This window comes from Ruegeria sp. AWH4_226 (genome assembly GCF_056159225.1).
In genome coordinates this window covers 377,424-401,238 of sequence record NZ_JBSWUU010000001.1, presented here as the reverse complement: position 1 = coordinate 401,238, position 23,815 = coordinate 377,424, and the positions used below count along the sequence as shown (strand labels likewise).

The window sequence follows — 23,815 nt, the reverse complement described above, 5'->3', positions numbered from 1 at the left end:
GCAGGGAAGGTAAAACAATATGCCCTTAATCAGTTCTCCAATTGACGGCTCCCCGATGAGAGAGGTTGAGCGTTATGGTGTGAAGATCGACATCTGCCAAACGTCAGGCGGCATCTGGCTGGACAAAGGCGAACTCGAAAAGATCATTATGATGATCCGTGAAGAAGCTCTCCAGGACGGCAATGCGCAGAATGCTTCTGTTGAGCGGTCTTTTGATGACGAGCAGACCTATCATGAGCAGCCCCAAACCGGTCAGCGTCGCCCCCAACGGCGGAAACGTGAAAGCGTCTTTGATAACCTGATGGACATCTTCGACATTTAGTCGCCGCGAGGGTCTGAGGTTGGCAACACACCCAAAACCTCAGAAAAGTTGAATTTCCACACAGCAGGAAGACGGTGCCAGGCTTTGTACAGCACACGTCTTCTTGGCTGCCGGGGCGTTTCGGGGCTGAAACCGCAGCCATTCATGTCTTGATTGACCACACTGCGAACGAAGCGAAGTACTTCAGTCTTGCGTAGCCGTTTCTTGCGGCAGTCGACCTTGATCCCCGTCGATTGATTGCTTCATCAGACTTGACAAGTAGGAGTCGCGCTTCACCAAAAATTCGCTGAGACGTCTGGGGTAATCGGACGAGACGGCTTCGACGACTGAGGGCCGCTCAGCCAACACCTTCCGCCACGCAAGAACTTTTTCGTTTCCGGCCAGAATACCGAAATCTGAAATTTCATCAAACGTGTCGAAATACCGGAATATCGGCGCAAAAACGGCATCCACCAAGGTAAACTTAGTTCCCGAGAAATATGGCCCATCGCCCAGTTGCTCTTCTAGCTGCGAAAACTTTGCGGCCAGGGTTGTGATTTTTTGGTCGAACACGTCGGCAGTTTTGGCGCTATAGAATCCAGCGATATCGTTCAGAATAGTCGAGCCAAACTCAATCCATCCACGGTGCTGAGCCCGTTCAATGGGATCATTTGGGTGAAGTGGATGCTTTTGTGTGTCCTCCAGAAACTCCAGAATTGCAGCAGACTCGAAAATAGCTTGGCCGTTGCAGGTTAAGACCGGTGTTTTACCTAGCGGCGATATTTCAAGGAACCAATCAGGTTTTTTGCCAAGGTCGATTTCAGTTCGATCAAAGGGCACCTCTTTTTCGAACATGGAAATGGCCGCCCGTTGAACATAGGGACAGAGAGCGTGGCTCATCAAGTGAAGGGTCATCTGGTGTCTCCATATAGATGCAAGTGCATCTTTATCGGTCAAAACACCTGTTCGTCAAGGTTGATGCACTTGCATGTTTCTGCGATTAGTAGTGAATGATTACTCCAAACCCACAAACAACAAGAATTTGGACGAGTTTGCTGAACACAAGCCAAGCCTTGCTTGACAGCATCGAATCTGAATTGAAGAACAGCGGTTTACCAAAGCTTAGCTGGTATGACGTATTACTTGAAATTGAAAAGGCAGGGCCTGATGGTATTCGCCCTTACGAGTTGAAAGAAAGACTTTTACTTCCACAGTACGGATTGTCCCGCTTGTTGGCTCGTATTGCAGAATCAAGCCTTGTAACGCGTGAAGATGTCGAAAATGACGGCAGAGGTCAGACGATAAAGCTTACAGAAAAAGGGCTTGCGACCAGGAAGGCGATGTGGCCGGTCTATGCAAAAATGCTAATCCAATCGATTGAGAACAAGCTCAGCAAATCTGAGGCCGCTGAGTTGGAGCGAATATTGAACAAACTGGCATAGAAAAACTCACGAAAAGAGGTCGGTGTAACCCGCCCTTGTGACCTGCACATGCAATGCATTTACCTGTTCAGGCGATAGATTGTAGCGCACACACAGCATCACCAAAACACAGACGATCTCGGGGTTGGCTTCGAAACCGCTTTTGCTCGGAACAGGTAAGTTTTCTGACAATACCCGTGATTGTTTGATGTACGACCAAGATACGATTGGCGCCGGTACAAAACGCCTTCCTCCCCAATTGTTGGACTTCATATTGACTGCACACCCTGTTGCCCGGCGACAGCTATGTGTCCAACTATGACCTCCACCCAAAACTAGCTTTTTCTGCTAGGATGATTGTAACGGTTTGGTAAGTCGGAACATTCGGAATGGTTAGACGACGGTGACTTCGAACATCCGTAAATGGCTGGATGATCTCGGGTGCGGCAAGTACGGAAACGTGTTTGTCGAGCATGAAATCGACATCGATGCGCTTTCATATCTGACGGATGAAGACCTTAAGGAAATCGGAGTATCCCTGGGCGCACGGCGCAAGATTTTGGGCGCAGTGGGGAAGCCTGCACTTACAAAAGCCGAGAAAAGCACCGCACCAGGGGAGATAGCAGATCGCAGAGAAGTTTCCGTACTGTTTGCTGATTTGGTTGGGTTTACCGCCTTGTCTCGGAAACTTGGGTCTGAAGCAACTCGAAACCTGCTCAACCGATTTTTTGCAAGCGTTGATGACATCGTTGCCTCATATGGCGGTGTTGTCGACAAACATATCGGTGACAGCGTCATGGCCGTGTTCGGGGCCCCCATTGCGCGTGACCGCGCCCCCGAAAGGGCAGTTCGTGCAGCCATCGATATCCATCGCAGGATGGACGTTCTTGGCAAAGAACTGTCCATTCCCCTGAACGCACATATTGGCGTTTCAAGCGGCCAGGTTGTTGCTGCCGAAACCGGAAGCGATCTTCACAGAGAATATACGGTCATAGGCGCGTCCGTTAACTTTGCCGCGCGTCTTCAGGATCTGGCAAAGAGCGGTGAGACTTTAATCTCAACTGCGATAAAACGCGCGGTGGACGACGCCTTCGCACTGGAATCCGTCGGAGAGGTCGCGGTTCGCGGCATCGATCAACCCGTTACCGTATGGCGGGTCGTCGGACGGCGTATTGATGAGCCAATTGAAAGCTCGGAGAGGTTCATCGGACGTCAGAGGGAATTGAACCAATTGCGGGTTCTGCTTGAAGATACTCACGCAGGTTCTACGGGCGGCGTGGTTGTCATACGCGGCGAGGCAGGTATTGGAAAATCTAGACTTGCAGGAGAAATCGTTTCCATCGCGCAGGATTTAGGCTGTGAAGTGCATCGCGCAGAAGCTCTGGATTTCGGGGCAGTCAAGGACCGGGAAGTCCTGCGGACACTATTGCGCAGCCTGTTGAATGTTTCGGATGCAGACAGCGAAGAACGGCGAAGTGCTGCTGCCCGTGACGCCTTGCATTGGCTTGGATTGCCCGAAGATCAGCGGGTTTTTCTCAACGACTTGCTTGATCTGCAACAACCGCGCGTGTTGAACGAGTTGTATCAAGCCATGGACAACAAGGCCCGAAACACGGGCAAACGCGCGGTTCTTGCCGCTCTGGCCCGAAAACGCAGTATCAAGCGCCCGCTTGTTCTGATCGTTGAAGATGTGCACTGGGCAGGTAAAATCGAGATGGAAGCTCTGGCCGAGCTCGCCTCGCAGCTATGTGATCGTCGTGTTTTGGTGCTGCTGACAACGCGTATTGATGGTGACCCACTTAATCGAGTTTGGCGAGAAAGCGTTCGCCCAGCGTGTTTTACCACGATTGATCTCGCACCGCTTTCCAGTGAAGAAGCCGTGGCACTTGCAAGACCATTCGGATTGCATCACAAAGACTATTTGACAGAATGCATCCGTCGCGCTGATGGCAACCCTCTGTTTCTTGAACAATTGCTGAAAGATGGAGAATCCGCACGCGGTGAACAGGTTCCGGGAACCATCCAGAGTGTGGTTTTGTCACGCACTGACAGGCTACCGCAACAGGACAAGACGGCATTGCAGGCTGCGTCGGTCGTCGGTCAGCGTTTTCCACCGCAGCTTGTCAGGGAGTTGATTGAGGAACCGGACTACACTTTCGCCCGCCTTTTTGCGGACGGTTTACTTGTGAAGGCAGGGGATGACCTGCGCTTTGCGCATGCGCTGTTCCGCGACAGTGTCTATCAATCCCTTCTGAAAGAACGCCGCACCGAGTTGCATACACAGGTCGCTGATTTGGTGGTTGACCAAGAGCCAGCGCTGTTTGCCGCCCATCTTGAGCGCGCGGGGGACGTGCATGCACCCAAAGCCTATATTGGTGCTGCGCACGCTGAGCGCCTGAAATTTCGATCAGACCGCGCACTTGCACATGCCGAGCGAGGGATTGCCATAGCGCAAAGCCAGAAAGACCGGTTCGAACTGACGATGTTGCAGGGCGAACTGTTACTCGAACTGGGGAAAACGGCGGACGCCGATGCTGCGTATCGTAGCAGCCTCGATCTGGCTTCCAATGCCCTAGATTTTTGCACGGCATGGCTGGGGCTAGCGTCGGTTGCGCGTCTTACCGACCGCTATGACGACGCGTTCGAGCTGATCGCCAATATCGAAGACGCGGCAGAAGCCAATGATTTCAAGGCTGAACTTGCCGAAGCCAGACATTTGCGGGGCAGCATTCACTTTCCGCTCGGCCAAATTGACGCGTGCCTGGCTGCGCATGCGTCGGCTTTTGAAATTGCAAAGACCATCGATGATCCCGCACTCCAGGCCCGAGCACTCAGCGGTATAAGCGACGCCGAGTTCAACAGGGGCCGTCTCATCACTGCTGATACGTATCTCTCTCGCTGCCTTGAAATTTGTCGAACCAATGGCTTTGGCCGCATAGAGGTCGCAAACTATGCGCAGCTCTCGTATGTCCGCCACTATTTTCGTCCACTTGACGAATGCCTGGAACTCTCGCTCGATGCAATCGCAAAGGCCGAACGCATAAAGGACGCGCGCGCGGAACTTGTCGCGCGTCTTGGTCTTTTGGAAGACCTCTATGACCTGCATCGGATTAAAGAGGCCGCAGAGCATCTGGAACGCGCCGCGGAATTGGAACAGATCCTCGGCGCTACCCGTTTCGAAGGTCGCCGGCTCATGTATGAGGCGCTGGTACAAAAAGAAAGCGGTAACGCGGATTGCGCGCGAGAGAAGTTGCGGCTTGCCCTTAACGCATGTCGAAGATCGGGCTTGAGCTATTGCGGGCCAATGGTACTGGCGGAATTAGCCCGAATGGAACCTGATCGTGATGTCCAATTGCAGCTATTGAATGAAGGCGAGCAGTTATTGGCACTTGGCTCGATGAGCCGTAACCATTTTTGGTTCAGACGGTTTGCCATCGAAGTTGCAATAACGAGGAACGACCCTTCGGAAGCTGGCCGGCATGCAGAAGCATTGGCAGATTTCACCAAATCGGAGCCGCTCCCCTGGACTAATCGCTTTGTCGAAATGGGTAGAAGATTTGCCCTTGACCAAAAACGGGTCTGAACATGTTGAAAAGGCGCGCCGTGCTGTAGACTGTCGGCAGCGCAGAGGTAAACCCGTTGAAAAAGCGGGCTATCCGGTACATCGAAGCCAGTCACAAGTGGCGATACTATACGCTGTGCACTACGCAAGTCGTAAGCTGCTGAGGCACCGATAGCGGCGAGGACACGTAAGTTATCTCTCCCTCGGCAGACGCTGCCTGCAACGAAAGAGGGACGATCAAAAGGTTTACGGATACCGTTGGCTTCGCTGGACAGGTTTCCCCTTCGACGGAAACTCCAGCCTGGGTCGTCGCGGACGTTTTGCGCGCTCGATTCAGGCAAAGGTGATATCCACCGAACCGAAAGGCCCAAAATCCGCGTGGATTTCCGTGCTTGGTGGACACTCAATTGGACGGACAAAACTGCCGGAAAGAACGATTTGGCCCGGCTCGATGCTTTGACCATATTGCGCCATTCGACGGGCTAACCAAACCACGCTTTCGATCGGGTCATTCAAGACCCCCGCGCCCAGACCAGTTTCTTCGATCTCGCCATTGCGGAAAGTCAACGCGCCGACCCAGCGCAAGTCGAAAGCATCAATCGCATGGCGTTCTGCGCCCAGCACAATTCCTGCATTGGCGGCATTGTCGCTGATCGTATCATAGACGGTGCGCGCCTTGCCCGTCTTTGGGTCTACGCGTTGAATACGGGTGTCGAGGATTTCGATAGAAGGCGCCACGTAATCCGTAGCAGCGATAACATCCTCACGAGTCACGTTATTGCCGCCGACGGTAGACTTCATAACAAAGGCGATCTCGACTTCGATACGTGGTTGAATAAACCGACCGGCAGGAACCCTGCCACCATTGTCGAATGCCATGTCATCAAACAGGATTCCACTGTCGGGAATATCGATATTAAGCGCATGCTGCATGGCTTTTGAGGTCAGGCCGATCTTCCACCCGATTACTTTTCGCCCCTCAGCCAACTTCTGGCGATAGATGGCATTTTGCACCGCGTATGCATCATCCATCCCCATGTCGGGATGGCGCAGGGTCAGCAGCCCGATCTGCTTGCCGGTACGTTCCGCCTGCAGCAAATCGGTCGCAGCGCGCGCGTGGTCATCCGGCGTCATGGTTGTTCATCCTCGACCGTATTGCGCAATGTACCGATGCCCTCGACCGAGACCTCTACGACATCGCCCGGAACCAGATACTTCGGCGGATCAAACCGCGCGCCTGCCCCGGTTGGCGTACCGGTGACAATGATATCCCCCGGCTGCAACGTCATGAAAGTCGAGATATACTCGATTTCGCGGCGGATCGGGAACATCATACGGTTTAGAGTATCGTCCTGACGCAACTCACCATTCACATGGGTTTGTATGCGCGCATCGTCCAGTTGCGCAGGATCTGTGAAAGGCACCAACCACGGACCGATGGCGCCCGATTTGTCCCAGTTCTTGCCTTGGGTGACGTTGAACTTTGCGTGCCGTACCCAGTCGCGAATCGTACCTTCGTTGCAAAGTGTCAGGGCTGCAATGTGGTCATAGGCGTCTTGCTGTGAAATCCTGCGACCGCCCCTTCCAATAACAACGGCCACCTCGCCTTCATAATCCAGCGTATGGTTTTCCGGTGGGCGGATTAACGGGCGGTCATGACCCGTGAACCCGCTGGCGAAGCGTGGGAACAGTGACATATATTTTGGCTGTTCGCTGCCGTCCTTGTATTCAGCATTCCGGTCCGGGAAATTCACGCCAACACAGAGGATACGACGGGCATCCGGCATAACCATTTCATACTTAAAATCCGTATGTGTGACCGGTTTGCCTTCGGCTGCACTGCTCAACTGATCAAACGCACCGGCGGCGATCACCTCGTAAAGGCTGGCGTAGTCGGGAAAGGCTTCGTTCAGCGCAATTGCACCACTATCGGTGATCACGCCAAAAAATGTGTCTCCATCCGCCGAGAAAGTCGCAAACTTCATGAAAGAGACCCCCAAACATCGCTGATCACGTCAGCGGCCATCAACACATCATCGCGCGTGGTATCGAATTGCCCAACCTGAAAGCGGATAACCTTTCGACCGTCGAACATACCTTGCGTAAGGTAAATCCTGCCGTCATCGTTCAGCGCGTCCACCAATCGCTGCTGCATGTCATCGTCACCCGGACAGCGAAAGGAAAACAGGCTGAGGATCGGGCCAGTTGTGATCTCAAACCCCTCTATCGCGCTGATTTCTTCGGCAAGCTCATTGGCCCAGGCAACGTGATTGCGGATACGCGCCCGCAACCCGTCAAGCCCATATGAGCGTATCAAAAACCAGATTTTCAACGCCCGGAACCGACGACCCAGCGGGATCGTCCATTCCGAATAATTCGTAACCTCTGCCCCTGAGGTCTTGAGGTACTCCGGTTCGATTTTTAGCGTGTTGAGCTGCGGTGTCGCGTCTTTCAGAAACTGGATCGCACAGTCAAATTGGGCCCCCAGCCATTTATGCGGATTGAAAACGATGCTGTCATAACGCTCTGCCCCGGCCCATAGTGGATCCCGAAACTCGGGGCAGATCATGGCCGACCCAGCCCATGCAGCATCAAGATGCGTGTAAAGATCATGCCTTTGGGCGATATCCGCCACGGCCACAAGATCATCACAGGCACCTACACCCGTACCTCCGGTAATTGCGATGATCCCTGCAGGCGCATGCCCGGCGGCGATGTCGCGCTGGATCGCGGCCTCAAGCGCATCGGGATCAATTGCAAAGGTCGACCCTTGCGTGGGTAGCTTGACCAGATTGTCCTGACCAATCCCGGCGACCCAGCAGGCCCGGTCAATCGACGAATGCACTTGATCAGAACAATAAATCCTGAAGGCGCCCTTGGCATTCAAGCCCTCTCGGTTGCCTGTAAAGCCGGTGGCGCGTTCTCGCATCGTCAGAACTGCAGACAGTGTGGCCGAGGACGCGCTATCCTGAATGACGCCCGTCATCCCTTCGGGCAGACCAAGCGCTTGTCGCAGCCAATCTACCATAACACTTTCGACTTCGGTGCCAGCGGGCGAGGTCTGCCACAACATGCACTGCGCAGCGATCGTGGTCACAAGCATCTCAGCCAGCATGGATGGCGGCGCGGCATTAGCCGGAAAATACGCGAAAAAGCGCGGGTGCTGCCAATGGGTTATCCCCGGCATTACGATCCGCTCAAAGTCGGCCATGATGGCTTCCATCGGCTGACCAGTTTCTGGCGGGGCCGGTTCAAGCTGGGCGGAAATGGCCCCTGGCGCCGTTTGCGCCCTAACCGGGCGATCTGACAGGGTTTGATGGTAGTCGGCAGCCCATTTCGATATCTGCTGCCCCCAATGTGCAAATTCGTCCCAGTTCATCCGTTCGCTTTCTTAAGCCGCGACAGCCGACCGAGATTGGCCGTCACGGATTGGGTATTTTTGACTTTTTCGCAGTGGTACAAATCTTTAGACTGAAAAGCTAATGTTCGCCTGACCCGTTCCGGAGCTTCCGAAATAAGGTGTGTAGATATCGATCTGGCCTTTGTAGCTGCCCCAACCAAGCGCACCGAACAAAAGCGCCGTATCGTTCATCGCGCATTCTCCGTTGCATTTCTTGGCGTAGTCAGGAAGAAGCTCTAGAAATTCTTCGAACCGGCCCTGCTCCCAAAGCTCAATCACTCTTAGGTCCATCTGGCGGTTAAACTCACCATTGACAGAGTTCAAACCGTCAACCGAGCGTTCGTTCGGCGTGAAGTCATGGCTGAGCGAACCTGAAGCCAAAATGGACACATTGCGATCCGAGCGGCGAATTCCTTCCGCAATAGCCTCGCCCCAGACCCGGTTTTCCTGAATCGACGAGAACTGGTTGACCGCGACCGGCAACACCCGTGCATTAACACCCTCATTGATGAAGTGCATCGGAAGAAGCGTGCCGTATTCCATTCCCATGTCGGGATGCGAATGGCCCAGGGCCCGCTCCCCACGCTCTCGCAGCACTTCAAGAATGGTTTCGCCCAGTTCATGATCACCGCGGTAATCGAATTCCATATCCGCCAGCATATGCGGCAGTTCGTGGCTGATAAAACGGCCTTTGTGGTGCTCTTTCGTATTTAAATGAAAGCCCTGATTGGTGATCCAATGTGTGTCAAACACGACAAACGTATCGACCCCACGATCAATCGCATCCTGACGGAGGCGCGCATATCCATCGATGGCAGGTTGCCGGATGCCTTTGTACTTTGGCATCGTGTGGGACATCCAGATGCTCGGCACATGCGTAATCTTCGCAGCCTGTACGATCTTTCCCATGACAGTTCCTCCTTTGTCAGTGCGTTTCTCTCAAGCTTTTCGCCCGAGGGAGACGTTTGCTGATCCCTATCGAAATTGGGAATTTCGAACCCAAATTCCGATCACGCGCCTAAACCCAAATATAAGATATCAGCCCAAGATCGGTACCGATTTCAGTCGCGTTACATCCCAAGTTGCGTAATCTTGTGCTGCCCTGTCGCAAAGCCGATGTGCTTTTGCTCCATGTAAAATTCAAAACTCCAATCCCCACCGTCACGACCGATGCCTGAGGCTTTGACACCACCAAACGGCGTGGGCAGATGGCGCACGTTTTCCGAGTTCACCCAGATCATCCCCGCCTCCAGCTGGTCCGTAAACCGTAATGCGCGTGTCAGGTCGTTCGTCCAGACATACCCGGTCAGACCATAAGGCGTGTCATTGGCGATCTGCAGCGCCTCCTGTTCTGTCGAGAACGGGATTGCGGTCAGAACCGGGCCAAAAATCTCTTCGCGCGCGATACGCATCTGGTTGTTTGCATTGGTAAACAACGTTGGTCGCACAAAGTACCCTTCGTCTCCGACCTTTGTCCCACCTGCTGCTATGGTTGCACCGTCTTCTTTTGCAATGTCAAAATAGCTGGTGACCTTATCATAGTGCTCTTCGGTAACCAGCGGACCGATCTCGGTGGTCGGGTCCAACGGATGACCAACCTTGATCTTGTTTACACGTTCGACGAGTTTTGCCTCGAACTCTTCCTTGATCGTATCTTGAACCAGCAGGCGCGAGGAAGAGGTGCAGCGCTCACCGTTGATCGAGTAGATCATGAAGATCACCGCATCCAATGCACGCTCAAGATCGGCGTCGTCAAACACGATGACCGGGTTCTTTCCGCCCAGCTCAAGGTGGTTGCGCTTCAGCGTATCTGCCCCCTGCTTTGTGATCAAACTGCCCGTGCGGCTTTCACCGACAAAGGCAATGGCGCGGATTTTTGGATGTTCACACAGCGCTTTGCCCGCCTCTTCGCCAAAACCGTTCACTGTGTTCAATACACCTTTTGGCAGACCGGCCTCTTCAGCGATTTCCACCAGCAATCGCGCCGTAAGCGGACTTGCCTCCGCCGGCTTATGAACCACCGTACATCCTGCCGCCAGCGCCGGTGCGATTTTCCACGTGGACAGCATAAATGGCGTGTTCCACGGAGTAATGACACCAACAGGCCCAATGGGTACGCGTGTTGTAACATTCATCAGGGTCGGTGATTTCAGATGCTGGCCATCCCGTGCCTGAACGACTTGGTCTGCAAAATAGCGAAAGTTCTCGGCTCCACGCAGCGCTGCCTTGGACATGAATTTCAGGGTCTGGCCCGTATCCCAGCATTCACACAAGGCGATTTCTTCGGCACGTTCTTCGATAGCCTCGGCCACACGGATCAAAATCTTGCGCCGTTCGGTTGCGGGTATGTCGCGCCAGCTGGGGAAGGCGTCGGCTGCGGCATTCGCTGCGGCGTCGATGTCATCGCGATTGCCTTGGGCAACATTGCAAATCACGCTCTTGTCTACGGGAGACATGTTTTGAAACGTCCCAGCCGAGCCATCCCGATCCTCGCCCGCAATGCGGTTCTTTATTCCACCTTCCTGAAAACGCGTCAGCAACCCACGCAGTTTTTCAAGATTTTGCTCCAAGGTACTCATTTCGGGTTCTCCAGATGGTCTCGGATTGTGCCGCATTTCGGGGAAAGTTTTGCGTCAATCTCGCGCAATTCGGAAGAAAGCGCGATCGAATGCGTTTTCATTGCGGGTGCAAGAAACGCCTGCGCGGCTTTGAAAAGGTCATTGATAACCTCTTGTTTGACTTCGTCCGGTCGCCCTTCGCGCAAACGGACCGATATATCAACGAACCCATGTTTTTCGTCGCCATCCGCGATGGAATAGTGATCGACGCGTATCGCACGGACACGCACTCCGGGCATCGGTAGCGCATCTATCCCGGCTGCTGACTGTCTCAGCGCGTCGCACAAACCGGCAACATCTACGACCCGTTCTAGGTTTCCGGAATACTCAATGTGGATGTGCGGCATGAGTTCACCGATTTATTTATCATGTTAATTAACTTCATGTTTACTGGATATTGCAACCGCGAGTCAATCAATTTAATTAACACATGAAATAAATAGGATCGGATTATTGCAAGATACGTCAACAACTCAATTGAACTCTTTACTGCCTCCGACCTCGCAGTCTTTGCCCGTGTCGCTCACCCGCGCACGTGAGGCGGTCATGGCACCTATCCGCAAAATGCTGCAAAAAGCTGGCATTACCGAGCAGCAATGGCGCGTCTTGCGCGTTTTGAGTGAAAGCGGAAAAATGGAAACCGGAATGCTGGCCAATCGCGCTGCATTGATGTCCCCGAGCCTGAGCCGGATTGTTCACTCCATGGAAAACGCCGGACTCGTTTCGCGCGAGGCTGACCCCAATGATCGTCGTCGCCAGCACATCGCCATCACCGACGCGGGGCAAGCGATCATCAACGATCATATGACCGAAGCATCAGACATCGCGGCCTACTACCGTGACATCCTAGGGGATAAAGATCACGATACACTTGTGACATTGCTGCAGAAACTCACCCTGCGCCTCAACAAAGACGAACAGGACGCCTGAGCGCTCAAACCGCTCCCAAACCTTTATCCAAAGCAGTGAGTATTGTGTTCACGTCATCTTCGCTCAGGATAAGTGGCGGCGACAGAATGATATTGTTACCGGACACTCGCAACATGGCTCCGGCGTCATAGGCCGTTTGTTGAACCTTGCCGATCAAGGCTTTGTCGATTGGCGCTTTGGTGTCCCGGTCTGAAACAAGCTCCAAAGCACACATCAAACCATAACCACCGCGCACATCGCCGATCAGATCGTATGTCTCACCAAGCTGTTTGAGGCCAGCATGCAGTTGCTCACCCCGCTTTGCGGCATTGTCCTTGACGTTCAAACGTTCGGTTTCCTTCAGGCATGCGATTGCAGCAGCCGCGCCAACCGGATGTCCGGAATACGTATAGCCTGATCCGATCGCGGCTTTGCCAGTGGTATCATTTTCAAAGACTTCTGAGATGGCGTCGCTGATCATAACGGCACCGAAAGGGAAGTATCCGTTTGTGATGGCCTTGGCTGTAACCGCCATATCTGGCTGAACGCCAAAGCGGCGCGATCCGCTCCACGCGCCCGTTCGGCCATAGGCTGTTATTACTTCGTCCGCGATCAGCAGAATTCCGTGCTTTGAACATATCTCACGAACGCCGGGCATGAAGCTTTCGTGCGGGGGGATAACCCCACCTGCCCCAAGAACAGGTTCCATGATCATCGCCGCAATGGTCGAAGGGTCTTGGAACTTGATCTCATCTTCAAGGGCTGCAAGGCACAACTGCGCCAGTTTTTCCGGATCGGTTTCGCCAAACGGGTTGCGATAGGTGTAGGGCGAAGGAATGTGATGGCAGCCCGGCATCAGTGGCTCGTATTGTGTTCGGAAATTCGGGTTTCCGTTAACCGATGCGCCCAAAGTATGCGTTCCGTGATAGCCCTTCTTGAGGCTCAGAAACTTGACGCGTCCGGCTTCGCCACGCACTTTGTGGTATTGCCGCGCAAGGCGCAGGGCGATCTCTACTCCATCCGATCCCCCTGATGTAAAGAACGCACGCGACAGACCATCGGGCGCGAAAAACTCACGCAGCATATAGCTCAGTTCAATCACCAGATCGTTCGTCGTTCCCCTAAAAATTGAGTAGTACGGCAGTCTGTCCAATTGTTCCGAAATGGCATCCTTAACCGGTTGGCAGGAATAGCCGAGATTCACGTTCCAAAGGCCGCCCACCCCGTCCACAACTGTGCGCCCATCTACATCAGTGATGCTAACGCCTTCGCCGCCAACAATGATCTCGGGCGGGTTTGCGAGGCTATCAGCCGGGTGAGCCATCGGATGCCACAGGTGGCGTGCATTGTTTTCTTTAAGGAAATTGCTGTCCTTCATGAGATCACCTGTCGTGTCGTGGTTTCGTCACCCCAATGCGGCGGCAGGTCCTCAAAATTCCGGGGGACCGTGCCGCCCAAAGCGGTTGAGGCGCGTTCCGCCTCTTTTGATAGCTTCAGCGCAATATCGCGCAGTTTCTCCGGCTTGGCGCGTACGCTGGGAACGGCGACGGCTAATGAACCGAGAACGCGGCCCCCTTCACCAAATAACGGCGCACCGACCGAGCTGACGCCCTCGTCGAAGGCACCGGCGACCGAAGCGACTCCATACCGGCGCACCATGTCAATTTCGACCTTCAGGTCCGCTGGGTCTGAAATTGTCTGATCCGTGAAGCGCGACAACGGTCTGCTCAGGACGCGGGCTTGCCACTCTTCCGGGCAAAAGGCCAAAGCTGCTATACCGGACGACGTTGCGTGTAACGGCAACATCTCGGCAATATCGAAATTCACCTGAATGCCATGCAAAGCCGGATCGGAATGAGCGACTGGCGACAACGCATCGCCTTGCAAAAGGCTGGCATGGGCCAGCTCACCCACGGTTTCCGACAATTCAAAAACGATGGGCTGTAACAGTTTGCGCACCGGAAACAACATCTCGCGCAGGGCCGAAAGGCGCAAGAGTGCGGGCCCAAGGCGATAAGCGCGTGTATCAGGATGTTGTTCAAGATAGCCGTTTTCGGTCAGCTCAGTCAGATGCCGATGTATGGTCGCCTTGTCTCGACCTGTCAGGCGTACGAATTCTCCCAACCCGATTTCGGCTCGGTCACGGGCGAATAACGTCAGCAGGTCCAATGCCTTTGTGATCGTTCCCATCTATCGCCCTCCATACTCGAAGAACGCCGCGATTTCAGTCGCAAATTCTGTGCGATCCGCCGGGCTTTTTTCTAGTGATTGGCGCGCAATACGGGTGACCCTTTCGCCCACGTAATCGGCATACTCTTCGACAAGATCGGTTATGAAGTCTTTTGTCATTTCAGGGTGATGTTGAACCGTGAAAACACTGTCTCCTATCGCGTAGCCAGCAATGGGACATCCGGGGCTTTCAAAGACGCGGCGCGCACCATCGGGCAAGTCCCGCACTTGTTCGATATGCGAACCATAGAGATTCCATCCACTCTCATGGTCCGACCAAGGCCGGGGTGCCACGCAGTTGGTTTCGATCAGACCATGCGCCCACCCATCCGGATTCCGCACAATCGGCGCACCGAGGGTCTTTGCAATGATCTGATGTCCGAAACACGCGCCAAAAACAGGGATCTTACGTTCGATGATGTTTTTGATCAGCACCTCAAGCTGCTGCATCCACGTTGCATTTTCGGTCACGGATGCAGGGCTTCCAGTTATCATCACGCCATCAAATGCCGAAATATCTTCGGGGAACTCTCCTTTACAGACCCAAAAGGCTGTGACCAACCAGTCGGGGCGAACCTCTGCAATCAATGTCGCGAATTTTTCGTCATCCAACGGTCGCGCTTTTGCAAAAGCGCTGAAGTCGGTGTTGGTGACAAGGGTCGCAAGTCGCATCTCAGATAAACCACACATAAAAGTCGAGCAGAGCATCAGGCTCCAGTTCGCGCGTCTTACGGAATTCGCGCTCTTTCATGAAGGCATGATTTTCAACCAGTTCCCGACCAACAGCATCCACCAACGCTGTGTCGGCCTGCAGGTCTTGAATTGCTTTGCGCAAGTTGGGGGCCGTACCGGTGCGCGCGTCAACTTTGTCGAACCCGTCTCCGGTTTCAATGGGCGGCAGGTTCATACCGGACTCGTACCCAAGCCGGGCAGCCTGAAGGACCGCGGCACAGGCTGTGTACGGGTTGGCACTGGCGTCGGCCATACGATGTTCCAAACGGGCTTTTGCACCACCTTCGCCAGACACGCGCGTGGTGACGCCGCGGTGATCACCACCCCAGTTTTTCCAATAGCCTGACAGCGACGCAGGTTGAAGGCGGCGGTATGACCCGGCTGTGGGGGCTATAAGGCCAGCCAGGCCTTCGTGATGGTGCACCAAACCGGCAAGGCAACCACGCGACAGATCATTCAGGTGATCCGGGCCGCCAACCTCGCCGGTCGCAAGCGCGTTTTTTCCCTCGGCGTCCTGAAACGAAAAGTTGATGTGCATTCCGGACCCGCCAAGCTCGGACAGCGGCTTGGGCAGAAATGTCAGGATGATCCCGTGATCCAATGCGACCTCTCGGGCCATTTGACGAAAGAGAACAATGTCATCCACCGCAGATAGTGCATCATCAAAGGTCAAGGTGTACTCAAACTGGGGGCTGTCGTATTCGGCGGTGATCAGGTCAAGCCGGAATCCCATTTCCAGCGCCTTGTTCCAGATCACATCGTTGATCCGCATCGGATCGGCGAAAGGCCCGGTGCCGTAAACGCCACCCCCGGGCGCATCATAGGGCCGCAACCGACCATCCTCGCCGCCTTGCAAAGCATAGGCTTCCAGTTCGATCCCAAGCATTGGCTTTAAGCCGTGCTTTTCCCAGTCGGCCACGGCACGTTTCAACGCGCCTCGTGGACACAAGGACAAGGGCGATCCATCAGCGTCGTACAGGTCACCCAAAACGATTGAGGTGTTTGGTTCCCACCCGGTGCGCACGTCATCACCACGCCAGCGCAACTCCATGTCCGGGGCACCTTCGCGAACTTTTGCGTGCGGCGCGTCCAATAGCAGATCGCGATCGTAATGCACCCCGAACGTTGCGCGGGCAAAACGCGTCGAGGCATCACCGATCTTGCTGGCGGGCATGTATTTCCCACGCGGGATCGACAGGTGATCGATGAACAGGGCGCGTAAACGGTTAGACATTGAAAACCTATTGCAGAGTGACGCGAACAGGCATCCGCTTGATGCCGTTTACAAAATTGGACCGAACGAACGCCTCTGGCCCGTCGGGTTCGATGGTTTTGATCCGCTTGACCAATTCCTCGAACAGCACCCGTACCTCCAGCCGGGCCAAGTGCATGCCAAGGCAAACATGCGGCCCCCCCTGCCCCCAACCCAACTGACGGTTTGGTTTGCGTGACAGGTTCAGGCGATACGGGTCATCGAACATCGTTTCATCCCGATTGGCGGAAATGAACCAGTACAGAACCTTGTCACCTTCCTTGATCTGCTGACCATGGACTTCGACATCTTTCATCGCCGTCCGGCGGAAGTAAGTTGCGGGTGAAGCCCAGCGCACGATCTCATCGGCGGCGGTGCCCCACACCTCGCCCGATTGCATCTCTTCCAGCAGGCCGTCCTGTCGGGCGATTGCCTGTATCCCTGCCGCGATGGAGTACCGGGTTGTGTCATTGCCCGCGGCAACCAAAAGACAGAAGAAATTACGGAACTCGGTTTCCGAGATCGTTTCACCATTTTCATCGGGCTGCAGAATGAGGTGAAGAATACCGCTCGTGTCACCTGTCGCATTTTTCTTGTCCATCAGCGTGCGGGAATATTCGTACAGCTCGGCACCAGCGGGTGAGTTGAACGGCATCAAGCGGAATTCATCCGTTTGCATTTTGTCCACGACATGTTCGGTGAAATCCGGATCGGAATTCGCCATAAGGGCGTCACCCTTGTCGACCAACCACGGCAAGTCGTCTTCCGGAACCCCCAGAATTTGGCCCAGCATCCGCATCGGCAGTTCCCGCGCGATGTCGCGGGTCGCGTCAAAGATTTCCTTTTCCAAAGCGCGATCCAGAATGGGACCACAAAGATCGCGGATCTGGTCCTCGAACCCGGCCACAACTTTGGGAGAGAACGCCTTGGCCACTTTCATCCGCACCTTACGGTGCTCTGTCCCATCGGTTTCCTGAAAGGTGCGACGGGCCATGTATTCCTCGTATGTCTGGTCCTCCATACGAATCCCCCGTGCTGATGAGAAGGTTTCAACGTCTCGCACCATCTTGTCGATATCCGCATGGCGCGTAATGGACCAATACCCCTTGCCGCCCTCGAATTCGGACCATTGGCAGGGTGCTTCGCGCCGCAACCGGGCAAATGTGTTGTAAGGCGCGCCGTCGGCGAAACTGTCATGCGAGCCCAGGTCTGCGAACCCGTCGTCTTCAGGAACCCACATGGTCATAGAAACGCCTCCGTCTTTGTTGTTTCTTGCGATTTTCGAAATGCCGGTGCGAGCGACCTGAAATCCGTTTGGCAAAGGTGTTTGATGCCTTTCTCTGCATGGAGCGGCGATCAACCGGGCGCCATTCCCGCCAGACCCGCCAGATGGTCGAGCCGAGGATGATCAGGATGACGCAGAACAGCAGAAAGGCGATGGGGCGATCGATAAAATCCAGTGGGGTTTTGACCCGCGCCAGGGACGCGCGCAGCTTAACCTCCATTATCCCCCCCAGGACCATACCAAGGATGATCGGGACGATGGGCATGTTCAGGCGTTTGAGGACAAACCCCAGCAGGCCGAACACCGCCGCGATAATGCAGTCCATGGTCGAATTGCGGATCGAATAGACTCCGACGAAACTCAGCAAAAGGATGCACATACCCAAAAAGCGATTGGGAATGCGCGTCAGGTGGACCAGCCAGCCGGTTGAAACCAGCAAGAAGCCAACAACAATGACATTCAGGACCAGCAGCGCGATGTAGAGCGCGACAACAAAATCCATGTCATTCTGGAACAGACCTGGGCCAGGAACCACGTTGTGGACATAAAACACCGACAGCATCATCGCGGTCAGCGCCTCACCCGGAATGCCAAGGGCAAGCAGTGGGATCATGGCCGCTGCCGGCACGGCGTTATTGGCAGCTTCTGATGCAATCAGCCCCTCTGACGAGCCATGCCCGAACGCTTTGGGGTTCTTGGACAGCTTGCGCGCCGATGTGTAGGACATGAACTGCGCCGTAAATTCCCCGACCCCCGGGATCATACCCATGACAACGCCGAAACTGGCCGAGATCGCTGCAACGCGCGGATGACGAGCAAGCTCACGAAAACCTTGAAATAATGAACCGCGCGACCGAGGCAGCCTTATTTTCTCGTCATCCATCGTCAGCAGCAAAAACGCCTGTGACAGCGCAAAAAGGCCCAACACCACCACGATCAGATCAAGGCCACCCGCCAACCAACTCTGACCAAAGGTGAAGCGGCGGGTATAGGCAGCAGGTTCCAACCCAACAGTGCCGATCAGAATACCGAACCCCGCAAGCGCAGCAGCAATAGCCATCTGGCCTTTATGCGCAACAACGACGAGGACAAGGCCAAGCAGAGCCGCAAGAAATATCTCACGCGATCCGAACATTGGTGCGATCTTTGCCAAAACGGGCGACAGGAAGATCAGGCATATGACCGAAAACAGCCCACCCAGGAAGCTTGCTGAATAGGCCAGAGACAAAGCCCGGCGGCCTTCGCCCCGCAGCGTCATTGGAAATCCGTCATAGGTGGTCAGCGCGTTCACCGCTGTGCCGGGTGTGTTAATCAGGATCGCAGGTATTGACCCGCCATACATTGACGAGCCGTAGATGCCCAACAGCAAGGTCAGCCCCACAATCGGATCCATCGAAAACGTCGCGGGTAAAAGGATGGCAATGGCAACAGCTGGCCCCACCCCCGGAATAGCACCGATGGCGACTCCGCCCACCGCACCGACCAAAAGGGCAAGCATCACGTCCCAGCGTGCCAGAACGTCAATAGCTGAAAAAATCAGGTCCATCAGAGATACACCAGGAAAAACGTTCGGATGGAGTCTGGCAGAAATTCATAGACTTGCGCGCCCGGAATACTCACACCCAGCATTCCCTTGAACAACACGACCATCGCAATCGCGAACAGTGCGGCAATTCCAACTGCCAATCGCGTCCGGTATCCCAGGCGGTAGGTCAGCGCACAGGCGAAAACTATGCTCATGGGCATGAAACCCAGTCTGGGGACGGCCGCCACATAAACTAGAAACCACAACAGATATTCCAGCGGCTCCGCCCACCGCCGGGCTTCGACCCAATCCAACGCATTTGGCTTTCTGCGTCGCATCAACCGGTAATGGATCACAAAACCTGCAAGCATGGTGATCAGCGCGATCGCAGGCCACAAACGGGGCTGGCTGCCTATGTTGCGCGCCTTGTCGGTCCATTCGGTCTGGTTCCCAATTTGGGACAGCAGAACCAATGTGACGATCAAACCTGCAACAACAAAAACAACTTGGCCAGACGACTTTGTTTTGACCTGTAAAAGCTCGGAGTTATCCATTCGAAGTGGTCCTTGGCAGAATTGAGAGGGCGCGCCGGCGCCCTCTCAGATGATCGCGGTTATTGACCCAGCGCTTCTGAAATGGTGCCCAGAGTTGCCTTATCCTCTGCAATTACGGCGGCGCTTTCGTCGGCATTCAGCCAATAGACCAGCGCACCTGTTTCCTCTGCAAGCTGTTGAGCACGCTCACTGTTTACAGTTTTCTCGGCAACGGCCGCGATCTTCTCGCGGACATCCGCCGGGGTATCCTTGGTCACGAACAGACCGTTCCACAGAGAGATATCGAGGCTCGGCTCAACCTCTCCAATCGCAGGCGTGTCAGGAACCTTGGTGATCCTCTCACCTGTGATCGAGACCAGAACCTTCACATCGTCAAGGCAAGGCAGGATAAGCTGTAGCGTCGTGTTGATCACGTCCGCGTCGCCAGAGGCCAGCGTGTTACAATCCAAGGCGTCAAATGCCGCATCCCCTGCCCATTCAAAACCCATTGTCGACGACAAAGCCTTGGTGACTTGGGTTGGTGTCAGAACGTCACCGAAATGCCCGAGGAACACCTCGTTTTCCTTGGCGTAATCGGCCAGCTCCTGCATCGACGAATAAGGTGCATTGCCCGAGGTCGCGATCACGAACGGATAGGTCAGGAAAATACCGATCGGATCGAATTTCTCAGGTGTAAGCTCTGGGATGTCGATCTCGTGCCCGATCAATGAAACCGCTGGAACAAATGATCCGATTGTATACCCGTCTGCCGGGGCTGTTGCCACTTCGACGGCCCCTGGGAACGGGCCGCCGCCGCCGCCAGGTTTATTCACGACTGCTGCCGGAACGCCGTATTCGGCCTGAAAATCTTCGGCGATCATCCGGGTCAGTACATCTTCCAAATCGCCCGGAGGCCACGGAACGATAAAACTTACGGGCTTTTCGGGATACTCGGCCAGGGCCGAACCGGCCAGACCAATTGCAAGTGCGGCCAATGCGGCCTTGGCTTTGTTTGACATGATATCTCCCTGCGACGTGTCGCTAATTGGTTTATTATTTGAACCTTTAGTATCATTTATTCTGAATTTGTTTCTTCACCTGTCAACTAAAAAATCATTATTGACAAATGCAGGTTTAAAGTTTGACACTTTTTTTGACACCAATGGTTCATTATTCAAACCAATTGAGGCTCGATTTGGACAAGACAAGGATAGAGGAACTCCGGTCCCGCGAGGTTCCGCCAGCACGTCACATGATCGATGGCACAAGCCGTGACGCGTCGGATGGCGGGACACTGGACGTCATATCGCCAATTGACGGATCGACCCTGACAACCATTCCCAAGGGAACCCGAGAGGATGCCCAATTGGCAATCCGTTCGGCGCGACGCGCATTCGACGATGGGCGATTGTCTGACCTCGCCCCCGCTGCTCGCAAAAAAATTATGTTGAAATGGGCAGACCTTATCGAAGCAGAGGCTGAAGAGCTGGCTGTGTTGGGTGTGCGCGACAACGGAACTGAAATTGGCATGGCCTACAAGGCCGAGCCCCTCAGCGCTGCCGGGACGATCCGCTATTTTGCAGAGGCGATCGACAAGATTTATGGCGAGATTGCCCCTACTGCGCCCGATGCACTGGGGTTAATTCACAAGCAACCGGTTGGAGTAGTAGGCGCAATCGTGCCATGGAATTTTCCACTGATGATCGGCAGTTGGAAGCTGGGCCCGGCGCTTGCCGCAGGATGCACCGTTGTCTTGAAACCCGCAGAAACGGCATCGTTGACCCTCATCCGGTTGGCCGAACTTGCGCTGGAGGCGGGTCTTCCATCCGGCGTCCTAAACGTAGTGACTGGCGAAGGCGCTGTTGTTGGGGCAGAAATCGCTGAGTCCCACGACGTTGATGCTCTTGTTTTTACAGGTTCCGGCGCGACGGGCCGTCGATTGCTTGAAGCCTCGGCAAGATCAAACCTAAAACGCGTTTATCTGGAGCTTGGCGGAAAATCCCCGAATATCGTTTTTGCGGACGCCCCCGATCTGGCCGAAGCCGCGAAAGTGTCGGCCGCTGGCATCTTTCGCAATTCCGGCCAAGTCTGCGTTGCCGGTTCACGGCTACTGGTCCAGCGGGAAGTCCACGACAGTTTCGTCGAGATGTTGGTTGCGAACGCCGAAGCCATGCAGGTCGGCGACCCGCTGGACCCAAGGACTCAAGCAGGTGCCGTAAACTCGGAAACCCAACTGGCGCAAAACCTTCAATTCGTCGAAGAGGCTCGCGCCGCTGGTCGCACCATTGCCACAGGTGGAACGCGGATTTTGCACGACACCGGGGGGACGTATATGGCACCGACAGTCATCACCGGCGTCAACCCTGACGACCGCGTTGTCTGCCAAGAGGTGTTTGGACCGGTTCTTACAGTTCAAGCCTTTGACACAGAAGAAGAAGCCGTCGCCCTTGCCAACGCGACTGAATTTGGTCTCGCCGCGGGCGTGTGGACTTCGAACCTATCCCGCGCACATCGTATGACTTCAAAAATCAAAGCGGGCGTGGTGCATGTTAACACCTATGGCGGGGCGGACATCACAGTGCCGCTTGGGGGCGTCAAGCAGTCCGGAAATGGGCATGACAAATCCCTGCACGCATTTGACAAGTATCTGGATCTCAAAACGGCCTGGATAAAACTCTGAATCAAGGAAAACTGCGGGACACTTGGGGGATCAGGGCGGGAACTGCCCTAAAAAAATAATCATCTGGACCAATGCGCAGGCAGGAGAGGAAACCATGACCCAAAAAACAGTTCTGCTGATCGGTACCTACGACACCAAGGAACCCGAGATGCGTTTCATTGAAGACGGGGTCAAGGCGCAAGGTGCCAATGTTCTGACAATGGACGTCTCGGTTCTGGGGGAACCTGAGAACGCGACAGACATTAACAAACATGACATCGCCGCCGGTGCCGGAATGACCATTGAAGACGTTATCGCGCAAGGGGACGAAAACAAAGCCTTCCGCGTGATGTCCGCTGGCGCCGCCAATGTCGTCGCGCAGGCTTATGCCGAAGGCCGATTTCACGGAATGCTCGCAATTGGTGGAACAATGGGCACCGATCTGGCGCTGGATTGCGCACAGTCGCTGCCGATGGGAGTTCCAAAATACATCGTTTCAACGGTTAGCTTTTCGCCTTTGATCCCGCCACATCGTCTGGCTCCTGACATTCAAATGATCTTATGGGCCGGTGGTCTTTATGGAATGAACTCGATTTGCCGATCCTCTTTAAGTCAGGCCGCCGGAGCAGTTGTCGGGGCTACCAAAGCGGCAATTGAGCTGGATCGCAGCAAGCCCTTGATTGGGATGACCAGCCTGGGATCATCCTGCCTGCGCTACATGAAGACCCTGAAACCAGCCCTGGAAGAGCGTGGTTTCGAAGTGGCCGTTTTCCATTCTACCGGCATGGGCGGTATGGCCTTTGAAAAACTTGCCGGTGAAGGCGCATTTGTTTGCGTGATGGACTTCTGCATGCAGGAATTCGGAAATCTGATGGCAGGTTCTGTCGTCTCCAGCGGCGAGGACCGCGTTACAAATGCCGGGCGCGTTGGTACCCCGCAAATGGTAGCCCCCGGCGCGTTGGATTTGTTGGATTTTGCAGGTTGGCAGGACATTCCAGAGCAATATGCTGATCGCCCCTTTCACGAACATAATCGCCTGATCAAAAGCTCTGTTTTTACTGGCGAAGAACGCCGTGCGTGGGTACGTGAACTCGCCAATCGGCTTGAGGCTGCGTCGGGACCGGTGCACTTTTTCCTGCCTACTCAGGGGGTCGAAGCTTGGGACAAAGAAGGTGAAGAGGCATATGACCCGGACGCCCTAAGCGATATGGTGGACGAAGTAAGAAAAGCGATATCTGGTCGTATTCCGACAACCGAACTGGATGCACATATCAACGACAAGGCTTTCAGCGACGCCGTATTGGCGCAGTTTGATGTTTGGGTTCAGGATGGCACTGTCTCGACGTAACTGCAGGTCACTCCGATCAGGGAGCGAACCCGTCCGCATTG

21 protein-coding genes are annotated in these 23,815 nt (G+C 54.6%); 6 read left to right on the top strand and 15 right to left on the bottom strand.

The genetic code is table 11. From position 1 onward, the window contains the following. Nucleotides 1–19 precede the first annotated feature (19 nt). Nucleotides 20–322, top strand: coding sequence for a TFIIB-type zinc ribbon-containing protein (locus ACXAET_RS01970; protein ID WP_475180346.1), 303 nt, complete (start codon nucleotides 20–22; stop codon nucleotides 320–322). Nucleotides 323–505: 183 nt separating this feature from the next. Here ACXAET_RS01970 and ACXAET_RS01965 read toward each other — a convergent pair whose 3' ends face one another. Continuing rightward, on the bottom strand, nucleotides 506–1,216 hold the full coding sequence (locus ACXAET_RS01965; protein WP_475180345.1) for a glutathione S-transferase family protein: 711 nt from the start codon (nucleotides 1,214–1,216) through the stop codon (nucleotides 506–508). 95 nt (nucleotides 1,217–1,311) lie between these two features. Here ACXAET_RS01965 and ACXAET_RS01960 point away from each other — a divergent pair, with 95 nt between their 5' ends. Further along, a complete protein-coding gene (locus tag ACXAET_RS01960) occupies nucleotides 1,312–1,743 on the top strand; it encodes a MarR family winged helix-turn-helix transcriptional regulator (RefSeq protein ID WP_475180342.1) in 432 nt (143 codons plus the stop codon). A 382-nt stretch (nucleotides 1,744–2,125) separates the two neighbouring features. Further along, entirely contained in the window at nucleotides 2,126–5,305 is a 3,180-nt protein-coding gene (locus tag ACXAET_RS01955) for an adenylate/guanylate cyclase domain-containing protein (RefSeq protein WP_475180339.1), read from the top strand. 312 nt (nucleotides 5,306–5,617) lie between these two features. On the opposite strand, the gene hpaH is transcribed toward ACXAET_RS01955, so the two are convergent. The 6 genes from hpaH to ACXAET_RS01925 all read right to left on the bottom strand — a co-directional run bounded on the left by hpaH (nucleotide 5,618) and on the right by ACXAET_RS01925 (nucleotide 11,649). Further along, complete coding sequence (gene hpaH, locus ACXAET_RS01950; RefSeq protein WP_475180337.1) at nucleotides 5,618–6,418, bottom strand: 2-oxo-hept-4-ene-1,7-dioate hydratase; 801 nt, start codon at nucleotides 6,416–6,418, stop codon at nucleotides 5,618–5,620. After that, complete coding sequence (locus tag ACXAET_RS01945) at nucleotides 6,415–7,269, bottom strand: fumarylacetoacetate hydrolase family protein (protein ID WP_475180336.1); 855 nt, start codon at nucleotides 7,267–7,269, stop codon at nucleotides 6,415–6,417. The genes hpaH and ACXAET_RS01945 overlap by 4 nt, the downstream gene beginning before the upstream one ends. Next, nucleotides 7,266–8,663, bottom strand: coding sequence for a pyridoxal phosphate-dependent decarboxylase family protein (locus ACXAET_RS01940; protein ID WP_475180334.1), 1,398 nt, complete (start codon nucleotides 8,661–8,663; stop codon nucleotides 7,266–7,268). Before ACXAET_RS01940 ends, ACXAET_RS01945 begins: the two co-directional genes overlap by 4 nt. An 87-nt stretch (nucleotides 8,664–8,750) precedes the next feature. Then, nucleotides 8,751–9,593, bottom strand: coding sequence for a 3,4-dihydroxyphenylacetate 2,3-dioxygenase (hpaD, locus tag ACXAET_RS01935; RefSeq protein WP_475180332.1), 843 nt, complete (start codon nucleotides 9,591–9,593; stop codon nucleotides 8,751–8,753). A 161-nt stretch (nucleotides 9,594–9,754) separates the two neighbouring features. Then, a complete protein-coding gene (gene hpaE / locus ACXAET_RS01930; protein WP_475180330.1) occupies nucleotides 9,755–11,263 on the bottom strand; it encodes a 5-carboxymethyl-2-hydroxymuconate semialdehyde dehydrogenase in 1,509 nt (502 codons plus the stop codon). Continuing rightward, on the bottom strand, nucleotides 11,260–11,649 hold the full coding sequence (locus ACXAET_RS01925; RefSeq protein WP_475180327.1) for a 5-carboxymethyl-2-hydroxymuconate Delta-isomerase: 390 nt from the start codon (nucleotides 11,647–11,649) through the stop codon (nucleotides 11,260–11,262). The genes hpaE and ACXAET_RS01925 overlap by 4 nt, the downstream gene beginning before the upstream one ends. Nucleotides 11,650–11,818: 169 nt before the next feature. Between ACXAET_RS01925 and ACXAET_RS01920 the strand changes: the two genes are divergently transcribed. Further along, nucleotides 11,819–12,232, top strand: a complete 414-nt coding sequence (locus ACXAET_RS01920; protein WP_475187037.1) for a MarR family transcriptional regulator — start codon at nucleotides 11,819–11,821, stop codon at nucleotides 12,230–12,232. A gap of 4 nt (nucleotides 12,233–12,236) precedes the next feature. Here ACXAET_RS01920 and ACXAET_RS01915 read toward each other — a convergent pair whose 3' ends face one another. From ACXAET_RS01915 to ACXAET_RS01880, 8 genes are read right to left on the bottom strand one after another with little or no spacing between them, the layout of a single operon-like run. Beyond that, the gene (locus tag ACXAET_RS01915; protein WP_475180324.1) at nucleotides 12,237–13,589 is read right to left on the bottom strand and encodes an aminotransferase class III-fold pyridoxal phosphate-dependent enzyme; all 1,353 of its coding nucleotides are present in this window, start codon (nucleotides 13,587–13,589) and stop codon (nucleotides 12,237–12,239) included. Next, on the bottom strand, nucleotides 13,586–14,401 hold the full coding sequence (locus ACXAET_RS01910) for an IclR family transcriptional regulator (protein WP_475180322.1): 816 nt from the start codon (nucleotides 14,399–14,401) through the stop codon (nucleotides 13,586–13,588). Before ACXAET_RS01910 ends, ACXAET_RS01915 begins: the two co-directional genes overlap by 4 nt. Continuing rightward, on the bottom strand, nucleotides 14,402–15,112 hold the full coding sequence (locus ACXAET_RS01905) for a type 1 glutamine amidotransferase (RefSeq protein ID WP_475180320.1): 711 nt from the start codon (nucleotides 15,110–15,112) through the stop codon (nucleotides 14,402–14,404). A 1-nt stretch (nucleotide 15,113) separates the two neighbouring features. After that, on the bottom strand, nucleotides 15,114–16,406 hold the full coding sequence (locus ACXAET_RS01900) for a type I glutamate--ammonia ligase (protein ID WP_475180316.1): 1,293 nt from the start codon (nucleotides 16,404–16,406) through the stop codon (nucleotides 15,114–15,116). Between the two features lie 7 nt (nucleotides 16,407–16,413). Beyond that, complete coding sequence (locus ACXAET_RS01895) at nucleotides 16,414–17,670, bottom strand: cytochrome P450 (protein WP_475180311.1); 1,257 nt, start codon at nucleotides 17,668–17,670, stop codon at nucleotides 16,414–16,416. Beyond that, nucleotides 17,651–19,255, bottom strand: coding sequence for a tripartite tricarboxylate transporter permease (locus ACXAET_RS01890; protein WP_224889798.1), 1,605 nt, complete (start codon nucleotides 19,253–19,255; stop codon nucleotides 17,651–17,653). Before ACXAET_RS01890 ends, ACXAET_RS01895 begins: the two co-directional genes overlap by 20 nt. After that, on the bottom strand, nucleotides 19,255–19,788 hold the full coding sequence (locus ACXAET_RS01885; protein WP_475180308.1) for a tripartite tricarboxylate transporter TctB family protein: 534 nt from the start codon (nucleotides 19,786–19,788) through the stop codon (nucleotides 19,255–19,257). Before ACXAET_RS01885 ends, ACXAET_RS01890 begins: the two co-directional genes overlap by 1 nt. A 59-nt stretch (nucleotides 19,789–19,847) precedes the next feature. Beyond that, nucleotides 19,848–20,786: a tripartite tricarboxylate transporter substrate-binding protein gene (locus ACXAET_RS01880; RefSeq protein WP_475180305.1), complete on the bottom strand. Its 939-nt coding sequence runs from the start codon at nucleotides 20,784–20,786 to the stop codon at nucleotides 19,848–19,850. Nucleotides 20,787–21,019: 233 nt separating this feature from the next. On the opposite strand from ACXAET_RS01880, the gene ACXAET_RS01875 reads away from it, so the two are divergent. After that, nucleotides 21,020–22,447 carry an aldehyde dehydrogenase gene (locus ACXAET_RS01875; RefSeq protein ID WP_475180302.1) on the top strand — a complete coding sequence of 476 codons (1,428 nt, stop codon included), beginning with the start codon at nucleotides 21,020–21,022 and terminating at the stop codon, nucleotides 22,445–22,447. 94 nt (nucleotides 22,448–22,541) lie between these two features. Further along, nucleotides 22,542–23,774 (top strand): Tm-1-like ATP-binding domain-containing protein, encoded by a 1,233-nt coding sequence (locus ACXAET_RS01870; protein WP_475180299.1) that lies wholly within the window; start codon nucleotides 22,542–22,544, stop codon nucleotides 23,772–23,774. The last annotated feature ends 41 nt before the right edge of the window (nucleotides 23,775–23,815 follow it).